The following is an 18,167-nucleotide window of genomic DNA, read 5'->3' on the forward strand; positions in this document are numbered from 1 at the left end:
GACAACCCCCTAAGCTGGCTCTTGCGCCCGCTCCAGCAGGCGACGAAGGTCGAATTGAATTGCTGTTTCAAGGAACGAGGGCTCCCGCTCGACGAGCGGGCCACGCACGTAGCGCGGTTCATGGGCGAAGCCGTCGGCGACCGCTACGATCGCCAGAATGAATTTCTCCGGCTCGTGCAAGGACGTGATGACTTCCTGGCGCGTGATCATCACGGAATTTGCACCATCGATGCGACCTTTGACTTCTATGAACCGAAGATGCCCCGATTTCGGATCATGTGAAGCAATGTCGTAGCCAACCTTCTGGCCGGAGACATCGACAGGAGCGTGTCCCAGAGCGCGTTCCGCCGCCATCACCGCTTGCATCGCGGCAATCTCGATTTTCTTGCGGGCGGCGGGATCTTCCGCGAAATGGTCTGGAACTCGGGGGGCATCCCGCGCAGCCAGAAGGCCATGCGGAATGACCACCATGCCACCGCGCACACGTGGCGGTTGGGATGAAATAAACCGCTCCTGCTCAAGCTGGTCCATTCGGCGCTTCTGCCGCTCCGCGAGGTCCTCGGCACGACGCTGCGCGTTCTGCCAGTTTAGCCGGGTTCGCTTACCGGCCTTTTCTTCTTCTTTCAGTTCGAAGGCACGCGAGTCCCAGTAATTGATCTCTTTTTTCAGTCGGGCCCGGACTTCCTGCTCGACCTTCTCGACTTCAGGCAACCGGCGGGCCTTGACCTCTGAGACATGTTCCTGGGCCAGTTCCACCGTGGCAAACCTGATCGCAGACTTCTCCAGTTCGCTGGTCAGCCATTGCTCGTCGAGCAGGTCACGCACAGCGTCGATCTCTTCTGTCTTTGCCGGTCGCAGGTTGAGATGAGGCGCGATTCCGGCGTTGACAGTCGTGCCGGCTCGGTCGATTGCGGCGAACTGGAGGCGCTGCGAGATTACATGCGGCTTCCCTGCGCTTGTGGTTCGGCCGTCCTGTACTGTGTGCTCCAGAAGGAAGATTGCCGAAATCGCGTCGCCCGGATCGGTCTCATCGACCATGATTGCACCTTGGCGCATGATCTGCTCATATTGCTCGCGGATCAGGCTGATTACGGCCTCCAGAAGCGGGTGACCGGGGCAGATAAAGGAAGCGACTGGCTGCTGGTTGATGTGGGCCTTGTCGAAACAAATCCGCTCATATTGTTTCTGAACAGGCGCTCCGGTGCCAATCTGCCGATCGCGCTCGCGGATGCGTACCGGAACGTGCGTGATCTCCCAGCGCCCATCTTCGCGACGCTTGAGACGGCCACCGAGATGCTGGAATGCCTCAATGAAGAAACTCTGGATGTGATGAGGCTGGAGCCGCTGTGCTTCGGCACGCTCCATTTCGAGTCGCAGCTCATCGACCTTGGCCGCGGGCATAGTGTCGTTGGTCAGCGCCCGCCGCCGAAGTAACTCCAGCAGATGGGATTGATCGACTGCTCCATCTACCTGGCGGAAGAGATATGCTTTCACATCCTCCTGCTCGCTGTACTGCACTGCCTGGAGGAGCAGCTCCTTGAGCGACGTACCTTCAAAAAGCTCACCCAGCACATCGTAGACGCGACCGCCCAATGCCTCCCGTGCCGTCTCCAGCTTTTCTAGGAGCCGCGCATAGACTTCACCTTCGCGCGTGTCAGCCGCCACGAGATTCCACAAGTGACATACCTCGGACTGCCCGATTCTATGGATGCGACCGAACCTCTGCTCGATCTTGTTGGGATTCCATGGAAGGTCGTAGTTGACCATCAGATGCCCGCGCTGAAGGTTCACACCCTCGCCGGCTGCGTCGTTTGCGATAAGGACAAGCAAGTCCTTGTCCTGCATGAATCGCTCGATAACTTTTCGACGTTCCTCGCGCGATACCCCGCCATGAATCACGTCGACTGCCTCGGGATTGCCAAGGCGCGCACGTACCTTGTCGAGAAGATAGTGAAGCGTGTCTTTGGGCTCTGTGAAGATGATCAACTTACGGCGATTCCCCGCCGCGTCAGTCATGAGATCATCGTCGAGAATACGATTGAGTTCGGTCCACTTCGTGTCCACGCCGGAACGCAGGACGCCCATGGCTTTGGACTCGAGGTCTTTCAGCGTCTCGACTTCCAACGCAAGCTGTTCGATCGTCTCAGCCGTCGTCGCGCCAGTTGAAATCAGATCCTCAAGTTCGTCGATCTCCTCCTGGCCGTATTCCTCGATGTTGCCCAGCATATCAGCGTTGAGCGCCGGCTCAGCGACTCCGGCACGGCGCCCTTTGGCCGCCAGCCGCGCTTCGCCCAACTCTGTCTCCAAACGCTCGCGACGGCGTTTCAGCGACTGGTAGATTGCTGCCGGAGATGAAGCGAGGCGCCGTTGCAGGATCTGTAATGCGAAACCAACATTGTTGCGCTTCTTGTTATCCCCTTCGGCGAACCGCTGCACACGGTTCATTTCGGTACGCACATATTCGGTGACGGCAGTATAAAGGGCGGCCTCGCCTTCGGAGAGCTCGTACTTGACTGTGCGGGCACGGCGCGGCGGGAAAAGCGGCCGGCCGTCGAACTTGAGCAATTCCTCCTTCGTCAGCCTCCGCATCATGTCTTCGGTGTCAGCGTAATGTACGCCGTCCCGGAATCGGCCTTCGAAACGATCGCCGTCGAGCAGTGCCATGAAGAGTTGGAAGTCCTCCTCCTTACCATTGTGTGGGGTCGCCGACATGAGCAGGAGATGGCGACAGACTTGCCCAAGCTTCTGCCCGACTTGATAGCGGCGTGTATATTTCACCTCGCCGCCAAAATACGTCGCTGACATACGATGTGCTTCGTCACAGACGATCAGGTCCCATTCGCGGGCGCTCATGAGCTTCTCCTGAAGCTCCTCGTTGCGCGCCAACACATCGAGCCTGACAATTAACCGGTCTCGATCGCTGAACGGGTTGCCCGACCGCGAGGTTTCGATCATGTCACGTGTGAGGATGTCGAATTCCAGATCAAATTTTTGCCCGAGTTCGTCTTGCCACTGCTCAACAAGACTGCCAGGCGCGACGATCAGGCATCGTTCGAGATCACTTCGTGCGATCAACTCCTTGAGGAGCAGGCCGGCCATGATCGTCTTACCGGCACCAGGGTCGTCTGCGAGGAGGAAACGCAACGGCTGGCGCGGCAGCATCTCGCCGTATACTGCTGAGATCTGGTGCGGCAACGGATCGACCAGGCTCGTGTGAATGGCGAGGTAGGGGTCGAAATAGTGTGCCAGCTTGATGCGGTTGGCCTCGGTCACGAGACGCAAAAGCGCGCCATCGGCATCGAACGACCAGGCTCGACCGCTCTGCTCCACCTCAAGGCGATGCTCATCGTCGCGATAGAGGACCGACTCCGCCACCGTTCCGTTATGGTCGCGGTAGACGACGTTAATCGCCTGGTCGCCAATCCAGTCGACCGAAACGACATGCGCCGGCCTCGCCGAGGCAATACCGCAGATCGACGCGCCGTTCTTTACATCCTCGAGTTTTGCACCCATCAGTCGACGCTTCCCCCCGAAATCTTCATAGCTGAAGCTCCGCCTTTTCCAGCGCCGCCTCAGTCTCCTTGCGGTTTAATGCAACGATATGCTGCGTACGAGGGCTTTGCTTTGCCGCATCCACAAGCAAGCCAAGTCGCTTGAGAACATAGAACAGCATTGCATAGCGAACCGAAAGAACGCCGCTCCCGTGGTCGAACCCGTAGTCTTTGGCGACAACCTTTTTCTGGCTCTCCGTGAGATCGGGATGCGGACCGATGACCACGTCGAAAAAGTTGTTCCAGAGCCAGTCCTGCTCGCCAGTTGCCCCGGGGTCGCCTTTGCCGCCGACTTCAAGCGTCCGTGGCAACAGGAAGTCCTTGAACTTGTGCTCAAGGTGACAATAGGCGCGAACATGCCAACGGAACCCGTCATAGCCAAACGCATGCGGCGTGATCCTTCTCCAAATCGGATCCGGGCGAACTTTGTTCATAGACTGATAGAAGACATCCACCGAGACGCCTTCGCGCACGGCATCGAGAATCTTGCGCAGAACCTCGATGTCGACATCCCGCTTGGGCGTTAGCGCAACATCGGTCTTGGGGAGTTCCGCAATCCAGGAATCACTTGATGGGACGGAGCCTTCGGCAACTGAACGAAGCTGGGCGAGATAGACATAAGGGTCGGGATCCAGGAAGCGCAGGACAAACTTCTTGGCAGCAACATAGCGCTTGCCGCGCTTGTCATACTCCATGTTTCCGGGCGCCCTCTCCTGATAAAGCGCCAGATCTTTCGAAGCCTGCGGAACCGACACGCCAAAAAACTCAACGATGTCGGCGCGGTTGATCGAGCCCTCCCAGAACAGGCGAAACTCAATAAATTCAAGCCTTTGCTCAACACCCCAGCGCACTCACGGCTCCCTGACTGCGAGAAACTATACGATTGGCCACCTTGGTCAGACTATAAACTATATGGACAAGACGGAAAGTCCGTGTAATTATTATTCCCATTATAGCCGTTCGTCAACGGCAGAACATCGCTAATTGCCGAAGGAGAGGGTGATGCCGAAGCGCAGTGCAAACCGTGAGGTAACCAGCAAGAAGGCGGCGAGCGCAGCCGCGAAGGTCTTACGGAACCCGAATAGCAGCAAGGCAGCCAAGAGCGCGGCTGCGTCGGCGCTGACCCAGCGTCCGAACAAGAAGTAACCCGGAAAGGGGGCAGCGATGACGGCCGCGAAGCGATCCACCCTTGTCGTGTATGGTCGCCTGGCAATGCGGGAGGCCCGCCTCGCGGCGGCTCGTGGCGGTCAACATGGCCTCCAGATCATGTCATTCGAACAAGCCGCGGTGCGGCTCGCGGGCGGCTTCACCCGCGCGATCGACGAAGAAAGCCTGCGCGCGGCGATCCAGACGGTCCTCCCTGAAACACCGATGGGCGAACTGGAAGATATCAAGATGCTGCCGGGCATGATCGGCGCGGCCGCCGACACACTGCACAAGGCGTGGCGGGCAGGTATCGATCTTGCCTCCCGGTCAGCTGATCATCCAAGGCTTGAAGCCATCGCTCGCCTGGAGGCCGCTGTTCTCACCGAACTTCCGGGCGGAATGATGTGTTCGGTCGATATTGTCGCCACAGCCATCAGCCGGATCACCCATGCGCCCGCCATATTCGGCTCGATGGAAATCGTCGGACTGACCGAACTGTCTCCCTGCTGGCGGCCTCTGCTGAAGGCGCTCGCCGAGCACATCCCCATGCAATGGACGTCAGGTCCTCGCCCTGTCCCAGCCTGGCTCAAGGAAAGCGGAGTTGCTGTCTCTCGAGGCGATGCTGAGGCGCCGACCATTCGATCCGTCAGTGCCGCGACCGCTTACCATGAGGCAGTCGAGACACTGCGTTGGGTTCGGTCACTGCTCGCGTCGGGCGTATCGCCCGCCGACATTGCCATCGCCACCGCGTCGCCGGCCGACTACGACGATCATTTTCTCGCGCTGCGAGCCGATGCCAATATTGATCTGCATTTCGTTCATGGCGTCCCTGCCGTCACGACACGTGACGGACAAGCGGCAGCGGCACTCGCCGACATCGTCGTGCGCGGACTTTCGCAGTCGCGCTTGCGCCGTCTCGCCGCCCTGTGCCGCGATTCTGCACCTCTGGCTTCCCTTCCCGATGGCTGGATGCGCGTCCTTCCAAGCGATGCACCCTTGTCAACGCCGTCCGCCTGGAACCAACTGCTGGCGCGCCTCGCGCCAGACGACTGGCCTGACGGCATGGATCACGCCCCGGTGTTGCGTGCTGCGGTCGATCTGCTGGCAAAGGGACCGGACGCGGTACAGGAGATCGGCGAAGCCTTCCTCAAGGGCCGGGCATTGTCCATCTGGCGCAAAGCCCTTCTGGCAGGGCCCGCCGGCGCGATCGACAGCACGCTGGAATCATTGAAACAGGATGACGGGCTCGAGGCCTCCGTCTCCGTGGCCTGGATGCCGGCCAGCGCCCTCGCCGCGTCGCCGCGACGCTTCGCTCGGCTGATCGGTCTCAATTCCTCCCGCTGGCCACGCGGGATCGCCGAAGATCGGCTGATCCCGGACCACATCATTCCAACGGGCGAGCTCGACCCGCTTCCCGTCAATCTGGCAGATCGCCGTGACTTTGATACGATCCTCGCCACTACGGGCAGCGACGTCGTCCTCACCCGCGCCCGACGCGACAGCGACGGCCGGCTGCTGGGTCGCAGCCCTCTCCTCGCCACCTATGACGAGGAAGCCTATCTGCGGCGCAACGCCGTTCCCGCCCATGCCTTCAGTGAAACCGACCGGCTGATGGCGCGGCCACAGGAATTCGCCGCCGATCCCCAGGCATTGAGTGCGCGTTCCTGCTGGCGCGATTGGCGCATGGCCGATGTGACAGCTCATGATGGAATGGTCAGGTCTGATCATCCTTTGGTTCTCGCGATCCTCGCGCGGACCCAGTCGGCGAGCTCGCTCAAGACACTGCTGCGCAGCCCCATCAACTTCCTCTGGCGCTATGCTCTCGGTTGGAAATCCCCGCAAGGCAGTGCCGAGCCGCTCGTGCTTGACGCCCTGCAAACCGGCGACCTCATCCATCTGGTGCTCGACGGCGCCCTGCGAAACCTCGAGGCGACAGGCGGTATCGCGTCCGCCGACGTGGCTGCCGTTCGGGCTGCGGTGGACGAAGCTGCTGGTGCGGTGGCGGCCGAATGGGAAAGCGAACGGCCCGTTCCGCCCGCTGTTATCTGGGGCCGCACGCTTGGGGACGCGCGCGCTCTTGCCGGACAGGCGCTTGCCTATGGCAATGATCATTTGCCGGGCAGCCGATCCTTTGGCGAAGTCCCGTTCGGCGGGTCCGAGCCCAAGTCGGAGGCGGCATTGCCCTGGGACGCCAGTGTGCCGGTGATCATCCCCGACACCGGATTTCAGATTGCCGGCTATATCGATCGGCTCGACATCGCTGATGACGGCAGTTGGGCGCTCGTACGCGACTACAAGACCGGTAAGTCGCCCAAAGGCAACATCCGCATGAACGGCGGCCGCGAGCTTCAGCGTTGCCTCTATGCCTTCGCCGTCAAGGCGCTCCTGGGCGACCACATCGCGATCAGTGCCTCGCTGCTCTATCCGCGTGAACCGCTTGACCTCCGGCTTGACGAGCCGGACATCGTCCTGGCGGAGATCAAGGCATATCTGCAGGCGGCGAGAACCGCATTGGCCAGCGGCGCTGCACTGCCCGGGCCGGATACCGGAGGCGACTATGACGATCTCGCTTTTGCCCTGCCGGCAAACGCAGGCGCCACCTACTGCAAACGCAAGCAAGCCGCTGCAATCGAGCGGTTGAGCGAAGTCGCGCCGATCTGGGAGGCGGAATGATGAGCAGCGTGGAAGTCCTCAAGGATGATGGTGCCCGGCGTGACGCTATCAGCCGCCACGACCGGTCCATCCTGGTGGAGGCCGGCGCGGGGTCGGGCAAGACCGCCGTCATGGCCGGCAGGATCGCTGTCATGCTGGCGCAGGGTGTCGCGCCAAGTTCCATCGCCGCGGTTACGTTTACAGAACTGGCGGCCAGCGAGCTCCTCTTGCGCGTCCGCGATTTCGTCGAAGATCTCGCCGCCGGCCATGTCGCACCGGAGCTCCGCGCCGGCCTGCCGGAGGGACTGTCTGCGGCGCAGCGCGACAATCTGATTTCGGCCAGCACGGCGATCGACGAAATCACCTGCTCGACCATCCACGGCTTCTGTCAGCGATTGATCAAGCCCTACCCGGCGGAAGCTGATATCGATCCGGGCGCAGCGGTCATCGATCGCAACCAGGCCGATCTCAACTTCCTCGAAATCGTCGATGGCTGGCTGCGCGAGCGATTGTCTGGCGATCAGGGCGGTGTCCTGGCCGAGATGGTGCTGCATAGCCCGGGAGAGACCGTCGCTCTGATGCATAAGATCGCCGAAGCCCTCCGGCGTTCGAGGAATCTGGTCGCACCGGACGCGATGCTCTTTGCAAGCCACCTGCAAGCCTTCCAGCAGGCGGCCGACGAACTATCGGCCTTTGTGCAAGGTGCCGGCGTCGATGAGCCGGAAACGGAGGTCTTCGCCGCGCGCTTTTCTGAAATGGTGGCTGCCCTTCCATCCGTTGCAGATGGTTCCACGCCCGCCGCACTCGTCGGGCTGCTGGTTGCACGTCCGCATCCCGACCTTACGACCGGGGCAGGCAGTTTTTACGCCTACCGCAAGAAGGGCAAATGGGCGGCGGCGGCCAAGCAGGCCGGGCTTTCCAAGGCAGACGGTGACAGGCTGAACGATACGGCCAGCGGTTTGTACGAGGCGTGCTGTGGCGCGTGGACCGCACTGCTCCAGGCGGTTTCCGGCCAGGTCCTGACGACATTGATAGATGAAGCACGCACAATCCTGGCACGCTATCGCGAGCACAAGCGCGCCAGCGCCCAGCTTGATTTCGACGATCTTATCTACGCCGCGCGCGATCTGTTGCGTGACCATGAAATTGTGCGACAGGCGCTCGGTCAGCGGTATTCAAAGGTCTTGGTCGACGAGTTTCAGGACACCGACCCGCTCCAGGCCGAAATCTTTTGGCGTCTATGCGGTGATCCCGGCGATGACCCGAAGGACTGGACGAACTTCCGGATTAGGCCGGGCGCACTCTTCTTGGTCGGTGACCCCAAGCAGGCAATCTACCGCTTCCGCAGCGCGGATGTCGGTGCTTATGTCCAGGCCCGCACGGCCTTCTCGAATCAGGACGTGGACGGACTCGTTTCGATCTCGACCAATTTCCGTTCCTGTGCCTCGATCCTCACTTTCGTCAACGAACGGTTCGAGGCTGTTCTATCGGCTGATGGCCAGCCCGGCTTCACAGCGCTCGATCCCTTCCACAGCGATCCGGATGATGGCGTCTGCGTCGCGGCGATCGATATCGCGGTTGCTGACGAGAACGGCAAGGCCAGCGCCGAGCAGCGACGCGACGCCGAAGCCGAATCGGTGGCTGAACTTTGCGCGCGGTTGATCGGCAGTCATCCGGTCCGGGATCGCAAAGCCGGTGCACAACGCCCCTGCCAGCCAGGCGACATCGCCCTGCTCGCCCCGACCGGCGCGGAACTCTGGCGTTATGAAGAAGCCCTTGAACGCCGTGGCATCCCGGTCGCAACCCAGGCCGGTAAAGGTCTGTTTCGTCGGCAGGAAGTTCAGGACCTCATCGCGATCACGCGGGTTCTCGCCGATCGTCGTGATACGCTGGCGCTCGGCGCACTGCTGCGCGGCCCGATTGTCGGGCTCAGCGAAGAGGAACTCCTGGACATCGTCTGGGCGCTTCCGCGTTCGGAACAAGAACCCGACCGGATCCCGTGGCTCGACCTCGGTGTCGACCCGGCGACAATAATGCATCCGCTGGCGCGCGATGTGATCGAGCGGCTGCAGGCGCTCCAGAAACGCGCCAACAGCACGACACCGCACGATCTTCTTTCGCAGGCCGTTGATGTCCTTCGGGTACGCCCTGTTCTTCTGGAACGGCATCGCGGTCAGGCAGAACGAGCGCTTGCCAATGTCGATCTCTATCTCAGCCTCGCCGTCAGCTATGCAGTACGCGGCCTGCGGGCCTTTTCCGAGACAATAACGGCGGCATGGATGGATGAGGCCCGTGCCGTGGAAGGCCGGCCTGATGCGCAGGAAGAAGCCGTCGCCCTCTACACGATGCATGCCGCGAAAGGTCTCGAATGGCCGGTCGTCATCCCCATTAACACCATGACAGGTGTGATGGCGCCTGATAGCGCCGTGACCGATCGCCAGACTGATACCTTCTACTGCCCGGTTCTGGGTGTCCCTCCGTCCGGTTACGACGCGGCGCGGCAGGCTGAGAAGGATGAACTGGACCGCGAGCGGGTTCGGCTCTGGTATGTCGCGGCAACCCGCGCCCGGGAGCTCTTGGTCTTGCCGCGGCTCGACGCCACGCCTTCAGCGTCGGCCTGGATCGGCCTGGTGGACCTGTCCCTGACAGAACTCCCTCCCCTTGACGTGTCGCATCTGCCGATCGATCCGATCGTGGTGACAGGCGATGCCGCAAACGACCAGACACGGGAGAGCTTTGACACTGAGGCTGATTTGATTGCTGAAAGGCAGATGCACCTGACCTGGCTTGCGCCGAGCCGCGACGAGACGGCGACCGGTTCGGTGCTTCAGGAAGAAGAGCCGGATATATGGATCGGCTCCGCTGATACTTCGGCACCAGACGCAGAAGCGGCCGCCTCCCTCCAGGGCGGGCGCGCGCGTGGACTTATCCTTCACAAGCTCATGGAAGAAATTCTGACAGGGGAATGCGACGAGGCCGGCGCGGCTCTCATCGCGCGTGCCGCTGACCTCATCCGTGCGCTCGGCGAGGAGCCCGCCTCCGAGCCGGCGAACGGGCTTTCGCCTGAGGAACTGGTCGGTTGCGTTACGCGAACGCTGGCCTTGTCGGAGGTGGCGGCCTTGCGTCCCTCATTGCTCGCTGAATTTCCGGTCTATGCCCTTCAGCAAGAGGATGCCGAGCTGGTTGCGACTGCCGGCATCGCGGACGCGCTTACAATTGATCCGGAAGGTCGGCCAACCGTCGTGATCGACTGGAAGAGCGACGTGAATCCCGCCCAGGAGACACTCGATCACTATCGGGCCCAAGTGCTTGCCTATCTCGACATGACCGGTGCTGAACGGGGCCTGATCGTTCTGATGACGAGCGGAACGGTGATCACCGTCCCGCCTTCGCCCCAGACGATTGCGGCTTAGTCTGGGACGCGACCATGGCCTCCCGCAAACGCCCCGAACCCGCCCAGGACGATCTCTTCAATCCCGAGGTCGAACTGCTGCTGCCGGCTCGGCTTGCGATCGAGGGCAAGGTCCTGGGAAGTCCGATACGCCAGTTGGCGGTTCCGCCGCTGCGCGTGCGCTGCCGGCTGCGACCCTTTTCGATCCGCCGTGCGACGGGTCATGAAACCACGCTGCCGACCGGCGAGGCACTGAAGATTCTCAATGCGAAGACTGCCACCTCGCTGGAGGCGGATCTCATTCTTCTGGTCCCCGGTGCAAGTGAACCTGCGCAGATCGCCAAAGCACTCGATGCCGGCAAAGGCCGGTGGATGACTGCGTTGCCCATCCGCATCGACACGTTGAAGCGCCAAGCGCGGGTCGAACGGCTGGCAGCGGTTTCGGCATCCTGGTCAGGCGCCTTTCATCTCCGGGAGGGACGAGCAGCCGAAAGTGAGCAGCCAGCCCAGCCCGGTCTGCGACGTCCTCAAATCGGCGCGTTGCACGCGGCTTTGGCCCATGCGACGCGATCGAGCGATCCGGCCACCATCGTCATGCCGACGGGCACCGGCAAGACGGAAACCATGCTCGCGCTCAACGCCCACCAGCGCTTCGAGAGACTACTGGTCGTGGTGCCGACGGACGCCCTGCGAGAGCAGATCGCGGGCAAATTCGAGACCTTCGGCGTGCTGAGGCAACAGCAATGCCTGGAAGACAAGGCAGTATTTCCCGTGGTGATGCGCCTTTCGCACATTCCGACGACGGTAGCCGAGGTGGATGAGATCTTCGACAGCGCCAATGTCATCGTCACGACGATGCAGATCGCCGGCCGGGCCGAAGCAGCGGTCCAGGAGCGGATGGCAGCACGTGCCTCTGCGCTGTTTATCGACGAGGCTCATCACATCGGTGCCCCGACCTGGGCCCGCTTTCGGGGTCTCTTCGCCGATCGCGAGCCGCCGCTTCCGATCGTCCAGTTCACCGCCACACCGTTCCGTGAGGACGGCCGGCGCGTCGACGGCGAGTTCATCTACACCTATCCGCTCAAGAAGGCGCAGGCCGAAGGCTATTTCAAACCGATCCGCTTCGAGGCTGTTTTCGGGCTCGATCAGGCGGACGCCGATCTCGCGGTCGCGGAGAAGCTCGGTGAAGTCCTCCAGGGTGATCTGGCCGCCGGCCTCAACCATCTCGCCATGGCGCGCTGTCAGACCATCGACCGTGCCAGAACCCTCCACCAGCTTTACAGCGAGATGTACCCGGAACTTCGTCCGGTCATCGTTCATAGCCAGCAGTCGATCCGTGAACGTCGTGCAAACCTTGCCGCTCTGCGGCGCTTCGAGAGCCGGATCATCGTTTGCGTGGACATGCTTGGCGAAGGTTTCGATCTGCCGGAACTGAAGATCGCCGCCCTGCACGATCCGCACAAGAGCATAGCCGTCACCATCCAGTTTGTCGGCCGCTTCACCCGCCAGGATCCGCGCCTCGGCGACGCCACCGTCATCGCCAACACCGGCATTGACGACATTGATCGTTCACTGGCCAAGCTCTATGCGGAGGATGCCGACTGGAACGCACTGGTTGAGGCACTCAGCACCGCGAAGATCGACCGGCAGGTCCGCCGTTCCGAGATGTTCAAGGGCTTTGTAGGCGACTTGAGCGACATTCCGCTGCAGACGCTTGAACCGAAGATGAACGCCGTCGTCTATCGCACCAATTGCAATGGTTGGGAGCCTTTGCGGGCCGAGGACTTGTATAGTCCCGGCGTCTATCTCGGCATGAAGGTTAACCCACACCAGCGTGTCGCCATCTTCGTCACCCGCTCCGAAGAGCAGGCCGGCTGGACCACGGCCCAGCACGCGACCAATGTCACCTGGGACCTGCACATGATGCATTGGGATCCCGATAGTCAGCTCCTCTATATCAGCAGCTCAATCAAGGGACCGTATGACCGATTGGCCAAGGCGGTCTGCGGTGAGGCCACACGCCGGGTCGAGGGCGAGGAGGTGTTCCGCAGCCTGCACGGGTTCAATCGCCTGATCCTGCGCAATCTTGGCCTGACGCACCATCAGGGACGCGGTGTCCGCTACTCCATGTATATGGGTGTCGATGTCGCCGACGGACTCGACACGGCGAAGTCCCAGTCGCGCATCAAGAACAACGTGTTCGCAACCGGGTTCCTCGACGGCGTTCCCGCCTCTCGTGGCTGTTCAGCCAAAGGCAAGTTCTGGTCGATTTCGCGGGTTCGTGATCTGACTGACTGGGTCGAATGGTGCGCGGATATCGGCAAGGCCGTCAACGATCCAGGGATCACCACCGATGGCGTCTTCAAGAGCGCGATGCGACCTCGCCAGATCAGCGAACGCCCAAATGTGCCGCCGGTCGCGATCCACTGGCCTGAATCGCTGCTGACGCAAATCGAGGACCGGATAGAAATCAGTTTCGGCGCCGAGCCCGTAGCCTTCGCCGAATGCGACATCGAGCTGCTGGATCATGAACGCACGGGTCCGTTGCGCTTCGCTGTGCGCAGCGACACCCATATCGCCGAATTCGAAATCGTGTTTGCCGAAGGTGTCGCCCGCTATCCGCAGCGCTCTGGTCCGAAAACAACCATAAAGGTCAGCGGCAAGGTGAAACCGCTGTCGGAATCCTTCGGCGAGGATTCCCCGCAGATCGACTTTGGAGATGGCTCACTGCTGATCTACAGCCACCTCTATGCCCTGCCTGAAGGCGTCGTGGTCGAACCCTATCCCAACGACCGGATCGAGGCCTGGGATTGGTCGAAAACCAATATCCGCGCCGAGGCGCAGGGACCTGAGAAGCGTGCCGACTCGGTGCAGCGACGCGTCATCGAGACATTGCTCGCAGAGCGTGACGCATATGACCTCATTTTCGACGATGACGGCGCCGGCGAGATCGCGGATGTGGTCACTCTTCGAATAACTGAAGGTCTGGTGCAGGTGACGCTTCACCATTGCAAATATTCCAGTTCCGACACGCCTGGTGCACGGGTGAAAGATCTCTATGAAGTGTGCGGGCAGGCCCAAAAATCCGCCCGCTGGCGTGATCGTCCCAATCGAATGTTCATTCATATGCTGAAGCGGGAGAAGTTGCGCCTCGAGAAGGGCCAGACTTCCCGCTTCGAACATGGAACGGCCGCCTTCCTCAAGAAGCTGAAAGCGAGCTGGCAGGACTATCGCTACGAATTCGATGTGCGCATTGTTCAGCCTGGACTGTCGCGAGCGGCCGTCACAGAGGAAGGGCTGCATCTACTAGCCAGCGTGGAAACCTATCTCCTTGAGACGCGTGCCATGCGGCTGAAGGTAATCGCAAGTAGCTGACCGCTCGAAGAAGATGGAGGGGAAAGCCTTCCCCTGCGACCGAGCCTGTAGTCTTGGCCGACCCCTTCGAGCGGGGGAATCCCCCGCAACGCCCCCTTTGAGAGTGAGAGTGCGGACGGGTTTGCCGTGACGGGATGAGGACCGGAGGAGAAACCTCCAGCGCCCGTCGCGGAGACCCGCGATGTCCAAACAGAACCGTAAATCCGGCGCCCGGAGCAACCGGACCAACCTTTACTCCGAAATCACCGACAAAATCATCGCCGAGCCGGAGGCCAGCCGGGCAGCCGACTGGATCGAGTCCTTCCTTTCGGATGAGACTGGTTCCGCCGACGCCGGCACTGGCGACAAGAGGGCGGCATGATCCTCCTGACTCCCGATCTCCGTGAACGCCTGCTTGCCAACGGCCGTGAGCGCGACGCCGACCACGTGCCGGTCGTCAAATTCTTCAATCCTTTCGGCCAAGGCGTCTGGCTAGCAACCGAGCTCGATCCTGACGGCGACATTCTGTTCGGCCTTGCTGATCTCGGCTATCCGGAACTTGGGCATTTCTCGCTGGGGGACCTGGAATCCATCCGGCTGCCCTTCGGCATGGGGATCGAGCGCGACATCCTGTTTCAGACCGACGTGCCGGTCTCGGTCTGGGCGGAAGCGGCCCGTCAAGCCGGCAGCATCCGCGCGGCCGAGCGCATGCTTTATGCCCGGCATCGAAGCGATGATGTGCGCAACAGGAATTCCGTGGATGCGGAAAACCGGAACGCCTGAATTCTGGCTGCAGTGCTTTACGGGTCTGCGCCGCTCTCAGAGGAAGAGGGCGGCGCGGTTCCTCGTGACGGGTTGTGAGCATTGGCAAGGGGCCTGCTGCCCGTCGGGAGACCAGACCATGACCCGGCATCAGAAGACATTTGCCATGGAAACGCAGCACGCACCAATCTCGGCTGAGGAGCGGGTGGTTATTTACGAAGCGCGCCAGATTCTGCTGCGCCACCTCAACCAGAACCCGGTCCTGTCGTCCTGGCAGGCGGTGCTCGACTATTGCGCCCTTACCATCCGCGGCGAGGTCGAGCGGTTTCATGTGCTTTATCTGGACAAGAAGAACAGGCTCATTTCGGATGAGTGTCTGGCGACCGGAACCGTCGATCACGTGCCGGTCTATCCAAGGGAGGTCCTGAAGCGCGGTCTCGAACTCAACGCCACCGCGCTGATCCTGGTCCACAATCATCCGTCCGGCGATCCCGAGCCCTCGCGCGCCGACATCACGATGACGAAGGAAATCAGAAAGGGCTGCCAGGTTCTGGGCTTGACGCTGCATGACCATATCATCGTCGGCATCGGCCGGGAGGTCAGTCTGCGCGCCCGCGGCGAGATCTGATGGATTGCAGAATGCGCTGACGGAACCCGGCTGCATTCGACCTTCGGTCCCGAAGCGGTGGCTTCCGATCGCAGGGGGCAGGCCACGCTCCATCGAGAGGGAGAGGAGGGCTGGGGCTTTCGCGACGGGTTGAGTGCAGAGAGAGAGGCTCTCGGCGCCCGTCGCGGAGAATATCCCAATGGCACCTGCCAATCAGAAACTCACCCTGTCGCCCTCGCGTGACATCCCCTTCAACAAGCTCGTCCTCAGCCAGTCGAACGTCCGGCGTATCAAGGCCGGCATCTCGGTCGAGGAACTGGCCGAGGACATCGCCCGCCGCGGCACACTCCTCCAGAGCCTCAATGTCCGCCCCGTGCTCGATGAGGGCGGCAACGAGACCGGCATGTTCGAGGTGCCGGCCGGCGGACGCCGCTATCAGGCCCTGGCAATCCTCGTAAAACAGAAGCGTCTCGCCAAGACCGCACCCGTGCCCTGCGTTGTCCGCGATCCGGCGACCAGCATCCTCGCCGAGGATGACAGTCTCGCCGAAAACACCCAGCGCGTCGCGCTGCATCCCCTCGACCAGTTCCGTGCCTTCTTGGCATTGCGGAACAAGGGCATGAGCGAGGAGGAGATCGCGGCGGCCTTCTTCACCACGGTCCAGGTCGTCAGGCAGCGGTTGCGCCTTGCCACTGTGTCTCCCGTGCTGCTCGAAGTCTATGCCGCAGACGGCATGACGCTGGAGATGTTGATGGCCTTCACCGTCAATCCGGACCATGCCCGTCAGGAACAGGTTTTGGAAAGCATTCGCAACTCCTGGCAGAAGGAGCCGTGGCAGATCCGGCGCATGCTCACCGAAACCACGGTGCCGGCATCCGATAAGCGCGCCCGTTTCATCGGCCTTGAAGCTTATGAGGCGGCGGGCGGCGCAATCCTGCGCGATCTCTTCTCCCACGACAATGACGGCTGGCTGCAGGACGTCTCCCTGCTCGATAGCCTGGTTGACCAGAAGCTAAAAGGTATGGCGGACGAGATTGCCGACCAGGGCTGGAAATGGATCGACGCTTCGGTCGAACTCCCCTACGGCCACGCCAACGGTCTGCGCAAACTGACCGGTGCGATGCAGGACCTTACCGAAGAGGAACGGGCGGTCCGAGAAGCACTCCGCAAGGAGCATGACGACCTCGAGGCGGAATACACGGAGGCCAGCGATCTGCCCGACGAGGTCGATCTGCGTCTGGCGGAGATCGAGGCCGCGCTTGAGGCCTTCGAAAACCGTCCCGTCAGCTTCGATCCGGAAGAGATTGCCCGCGCCGGTGTCTTCCTCAGCATCGGCCGGGATGGCGAATTCGTCGTCGATCATGGCTATGTCCGTCCCGAGGATGAGCTTGACGCCGCCGTCGAGGGCAGTGGCTCTGGAAACGGAGGTGACGCCAGCATCGATCACGATGATGCTGGTGTCGGTTCTTCGGCGCGGCGCGCTGTCATCACCATCGGCAGCCAGCCGATGGATGCAGATGACGACGAAGGCGACGTCATCAAGCCGCTTCCGGAACGCCTTGTTACAGAGCTGACGGCCGAACGGACGTTGGCGCTGCGCGACAGGCTGGCGAACAATCCGTCCGTCGCGTTCCTGGCTGTGTTGCACAAGTTCTGCCGGGACGTCTTCTCTCGCTACATGACCTATAGCCCGGCCATGGAAGTCTCGGTGCGCAACACCGGCTTCTCCCTGCAAGCGCCCGGCCTGAAGGAAATTCCGGCGGCACAGGCCATCGAGGAACGCCACAAGGCCTGGGAGGCGCGTATGCCGGACGACGAGGCCGCCCTCTGGGATTGGCTCGCCTCGCTCGAAGGCACCGAGCAGGCGGAGCTCTTCGCTCATTGCGCGGCGTTCGGCGTCAACGCTCTCTACGAGAAGGCCGATCGCTACGGCGGCGGCACCGTCACCGTGCACGGCATCCAGCAGCGTCTCGCCGAGGCCGATCGTCTCGCCCGCGCTGTCGGTCTCGACATGGTGGAAGCAGGCTGGCGGCCAACGGCCGAAAACTACCTCGGCCGCGTCACCAAGCCTCGCATCCTCGAAGCCGTACGCGAAGGGGCGGGCGAGCGCGCCGCCGAGTTGATCAACCATCTCAAGAAGGGCGATATGGCCAAGGAGGCCGAACGGCTGCTGGCTGACACAAGCTGGCTGCCGGAGCCGCTGCGCATGACGGACGCTGGCGATGCCTCGCCGGTCGAGGCGGAAAACGAGGAGGGCGGAGCAGATGAGACTCTTCCGGCGTTCCTCACCGATGATGACGGCGACGATGAGAACGCGGAAGCTAACGAGGATGACGCCGCCCTTGTAGCTGCCGAGTAACGCGATCCCGCCCCGGAGCTGCAAGGCTCCGGGCTTTTTTCATGGTGGCCTTGGTCGGGCAGCAATTACAGGGCTGTTCAAAGGACCCAACACCATCAAGTCAATTGTGCTCCGATGGAGATCCGCCGGTTGCCTGACCTATGGCTTCGCTTCTGCCCATCGTTGCATTCCCTCTCGATCGGCTGGCAGAGGACAGAGGTGGTCGTGCAAACGCATTTCCGGGTTTCCGGCTTCTGACGGACACGGAAACCATCCCCCGCTTCCATTCGCTGACCTTGGTCTGAACGAGGCTTTGTCATTCAACCCGCATGGGGTCGGCTTACGCGCGCGTGCCGCCTCGCGGAT

10 protein-coding genes are annotated in these 18,167 nt (G+C 61.7%); 8 read left to right on the forward strand and 2 right to left on the reverse strand.

Annotation, left to right across the window (positions count from 1 at the left end; genetic code table 11):
- Window positions 1–9: 9 nt before the first annotated feature.
- Both O6760_RS08445 and O6760_RS08450 read right to left on the reverse strand, forming a co-directional pair.
- A complete protein-coding gene (locus O6760_RS08445; RefSeq protein WP_152505135.1) occupies window positions 10–3,513 on the reverse strand; it encodes a helicase-related protein in 3,504 nt (1,167 codons plus the stop codon).
- Window positions 3,514–3,538: 25 nt separating this feature from the next.
- A complete protein-coding gene (locus O6760_RS08450) occupies window positions 3,539–4,402 on the reverse strand; it encodes a WYL domain-containing protein (RefSeq protein ID WP_152505136.1) in 864 nt (287 codons plus the stop codon).
- A 151-nt stretch (window positions 4,403–4,553) separates the two neighbouring features.
- Here O6760_RS08450 and O6760_RS08455 point away from each other — a divergent pair, with 151 nt between their 5' ends.
- The 8 genes from O6760_RS08455 (at window position 4,554) to O6760_RS08490 (ending at window position 17,822) form a co-directional block, all read left to right on the forward strand.
- A complete protein-coding gene (locus O6760_RS08455; RefSeq protein ID WP_173017284.1) occupies window positions 4,554–4,697 on the forward strand; it encodes a hypothetical protein in 144 nt (47 codons plus the stop codon).
- 18 nt (window positions 4,698–4,715) lie between these two features.
- On the forward strand, window positions 4,716–7,370 hold the full coding sequence (locus O6760_RS08460; RefSeq protein ID WP_152505137.1) for a PD-(D/E)XK nuclease family protein: 2,655 nt from the start codon (window positions 4,716–4,718) through the stop codon (window positions 7,368–7,370).
- Window positions 7,367–10,762, forward strand: a complete 3,396-nt coding sequence (locus O6760_RS08465) for a UvrD-helicase domain-containing protein (RefSeq protein WP_152505138.1) — start codon at window positions 7,367–7,369, stop codon at window positions 10,760–10,762. Before O6760_RS08460 ends, O6760_RS08465 begins: the two co-directional genes overlap by 4 nt.
- Window positions 10,763–10,776: 14 nt before the next feature.
- Window positions 10,777–14,115 (forward strand): DEAD/DEAH box helicase, encoded by a 3,339-nt coding sequence (locus O6760_RS08470; RefSeq protein WP_152505139.1) that lies wholly within the window; start codon window positions 10,777–10,779, stop codon window positions 14,113–14,115.
- A gap of 181 nt (window positions 14,116–14,296) precedes the next feature.
- Window positions 14,297–14,476 carry a hypothetical protein gene (locus O6760_RS08475; protein ID WP_152505140.1) on the forward strand — a complete coding sequence of 60 codons (180 nt, stop codon included), beginning with the start codon at window positions 14,297–14,299 and terminating at the stop codon, window positions 14,474–14,476.
- The gene (locus O6760_RS08480) at window positions 14,473–14,877 is read left to right on the forward strand and encodes a DUF2958 domain-containing protein (protein ID WP_152505141.1); all 405 of its coding nucleotides are present in this window, start codon (window positions 14,473–14,475) and stop codon (window positions 14,875–14,877) included. The genes O6760_RS08475 and O6760_RS08480 overlap by 4 nt, the downstream gene beginning before the upstream one ends.
- Before the next feature lie 118 nt (window positions 14,878–14,995).
- Window positions 14,996–15,484 carry a JAB domain-containing protein gene (locus tag O6760_RS08485; RefSeq protein WP_269585035.1) on the forward strand — a complete coding sequence of 163 codons (489 nt, stop codon included), beginning with the start codon at window positions 14,996–14,998 and terminating at the stop codon, window positions 15,482–15,484.
- Between the two features lie 178 nt (window positions 15,485–15,662).
- Window positions 15,663–17,822 (forward strand): ParB/RepB/Spo0J family partition protein, encoded by a 2,160-nt coding sequence (locus O6760_RS08490; protein WP_152505142.1) that lies wholly within the window; start codon window positions 15,663–15,665, stop codon window positions 17,820–17,822.
- The last annotated feature ends 345 nt before the right edge of the window (window positions 17,823–18,167 follow it).

The sequence above is a fragment of the Roseibium sp. Sym1 genome (assembly GCF_027359675.1).
Taxonomy (GTDB): Bacteria; Pseudomonadota; Alphaproteobacteria; order Rhizobiales; family Stappiaceae; genus Roseibium.

Coding starts and splice junctions, on each gene's coding strand:
- O6760_RS08480 (WP_152505141.1), top strand. CDS start 14,473: ATGATCCTCCTGACTCCCGATCTCCGTGAACGCCTGCTTGCCAACGGC.
- O6760_RS08485 (WP_269585035.1), top strand. CDS start 14,996: ATGACCCGGCATCAGAAGACATTTGCCATGGAAACGCAGCACGCACCA.
- O6760_RS08455 (WP_173017284.1), top strand. CDS start 4,554: ATGCCGAAGCGCAGTGCAAACCGTGAGGTAACCAGCAAGAAGGCGGCG.
- O6760_RS08460 (WP_152505137.1), top strand. CDS start 4,716: ATGACGGCCGCGAAGCGATCCACCCTTGTCGTGTATGGTCGCCTGGCA.
- O6760_RS08475 (WP_152505140.1), top strand. CDS start 14,297: ATGTCCAAACAGAACCGTAAATCCGGCGCCCGGAGCAACCGGACCAAC.
- O6760_RS08465 (WP_152505138.1), top strand. CDS start 7,367: ATGATGAGCAGCGTGGAAGTCCTCAAGGATGATGGTGCCCGGCGTGAC.
- O6760_RS08490 (WP_152505142.1), top strand. CDS start 15,663: ATGGCACCTGCCAATCAGAAACTCACCCTGTCGCCCTCGCGTGACATC.
- O6760_RS08445 (WP_152505135.1), bottom strand. CDS start 3,513: ATGGGTGCAAAACTCGAGGATGTAAAGAACGGCGCGTCGATCTGCGGT.
- O6760_RS08470 (WP_152505139.1), top strand. CDS start 10,777: ATGGCCTCCCGCAAACGCCCCGAACCCGCCCAGGACGATCTCTTCAAT.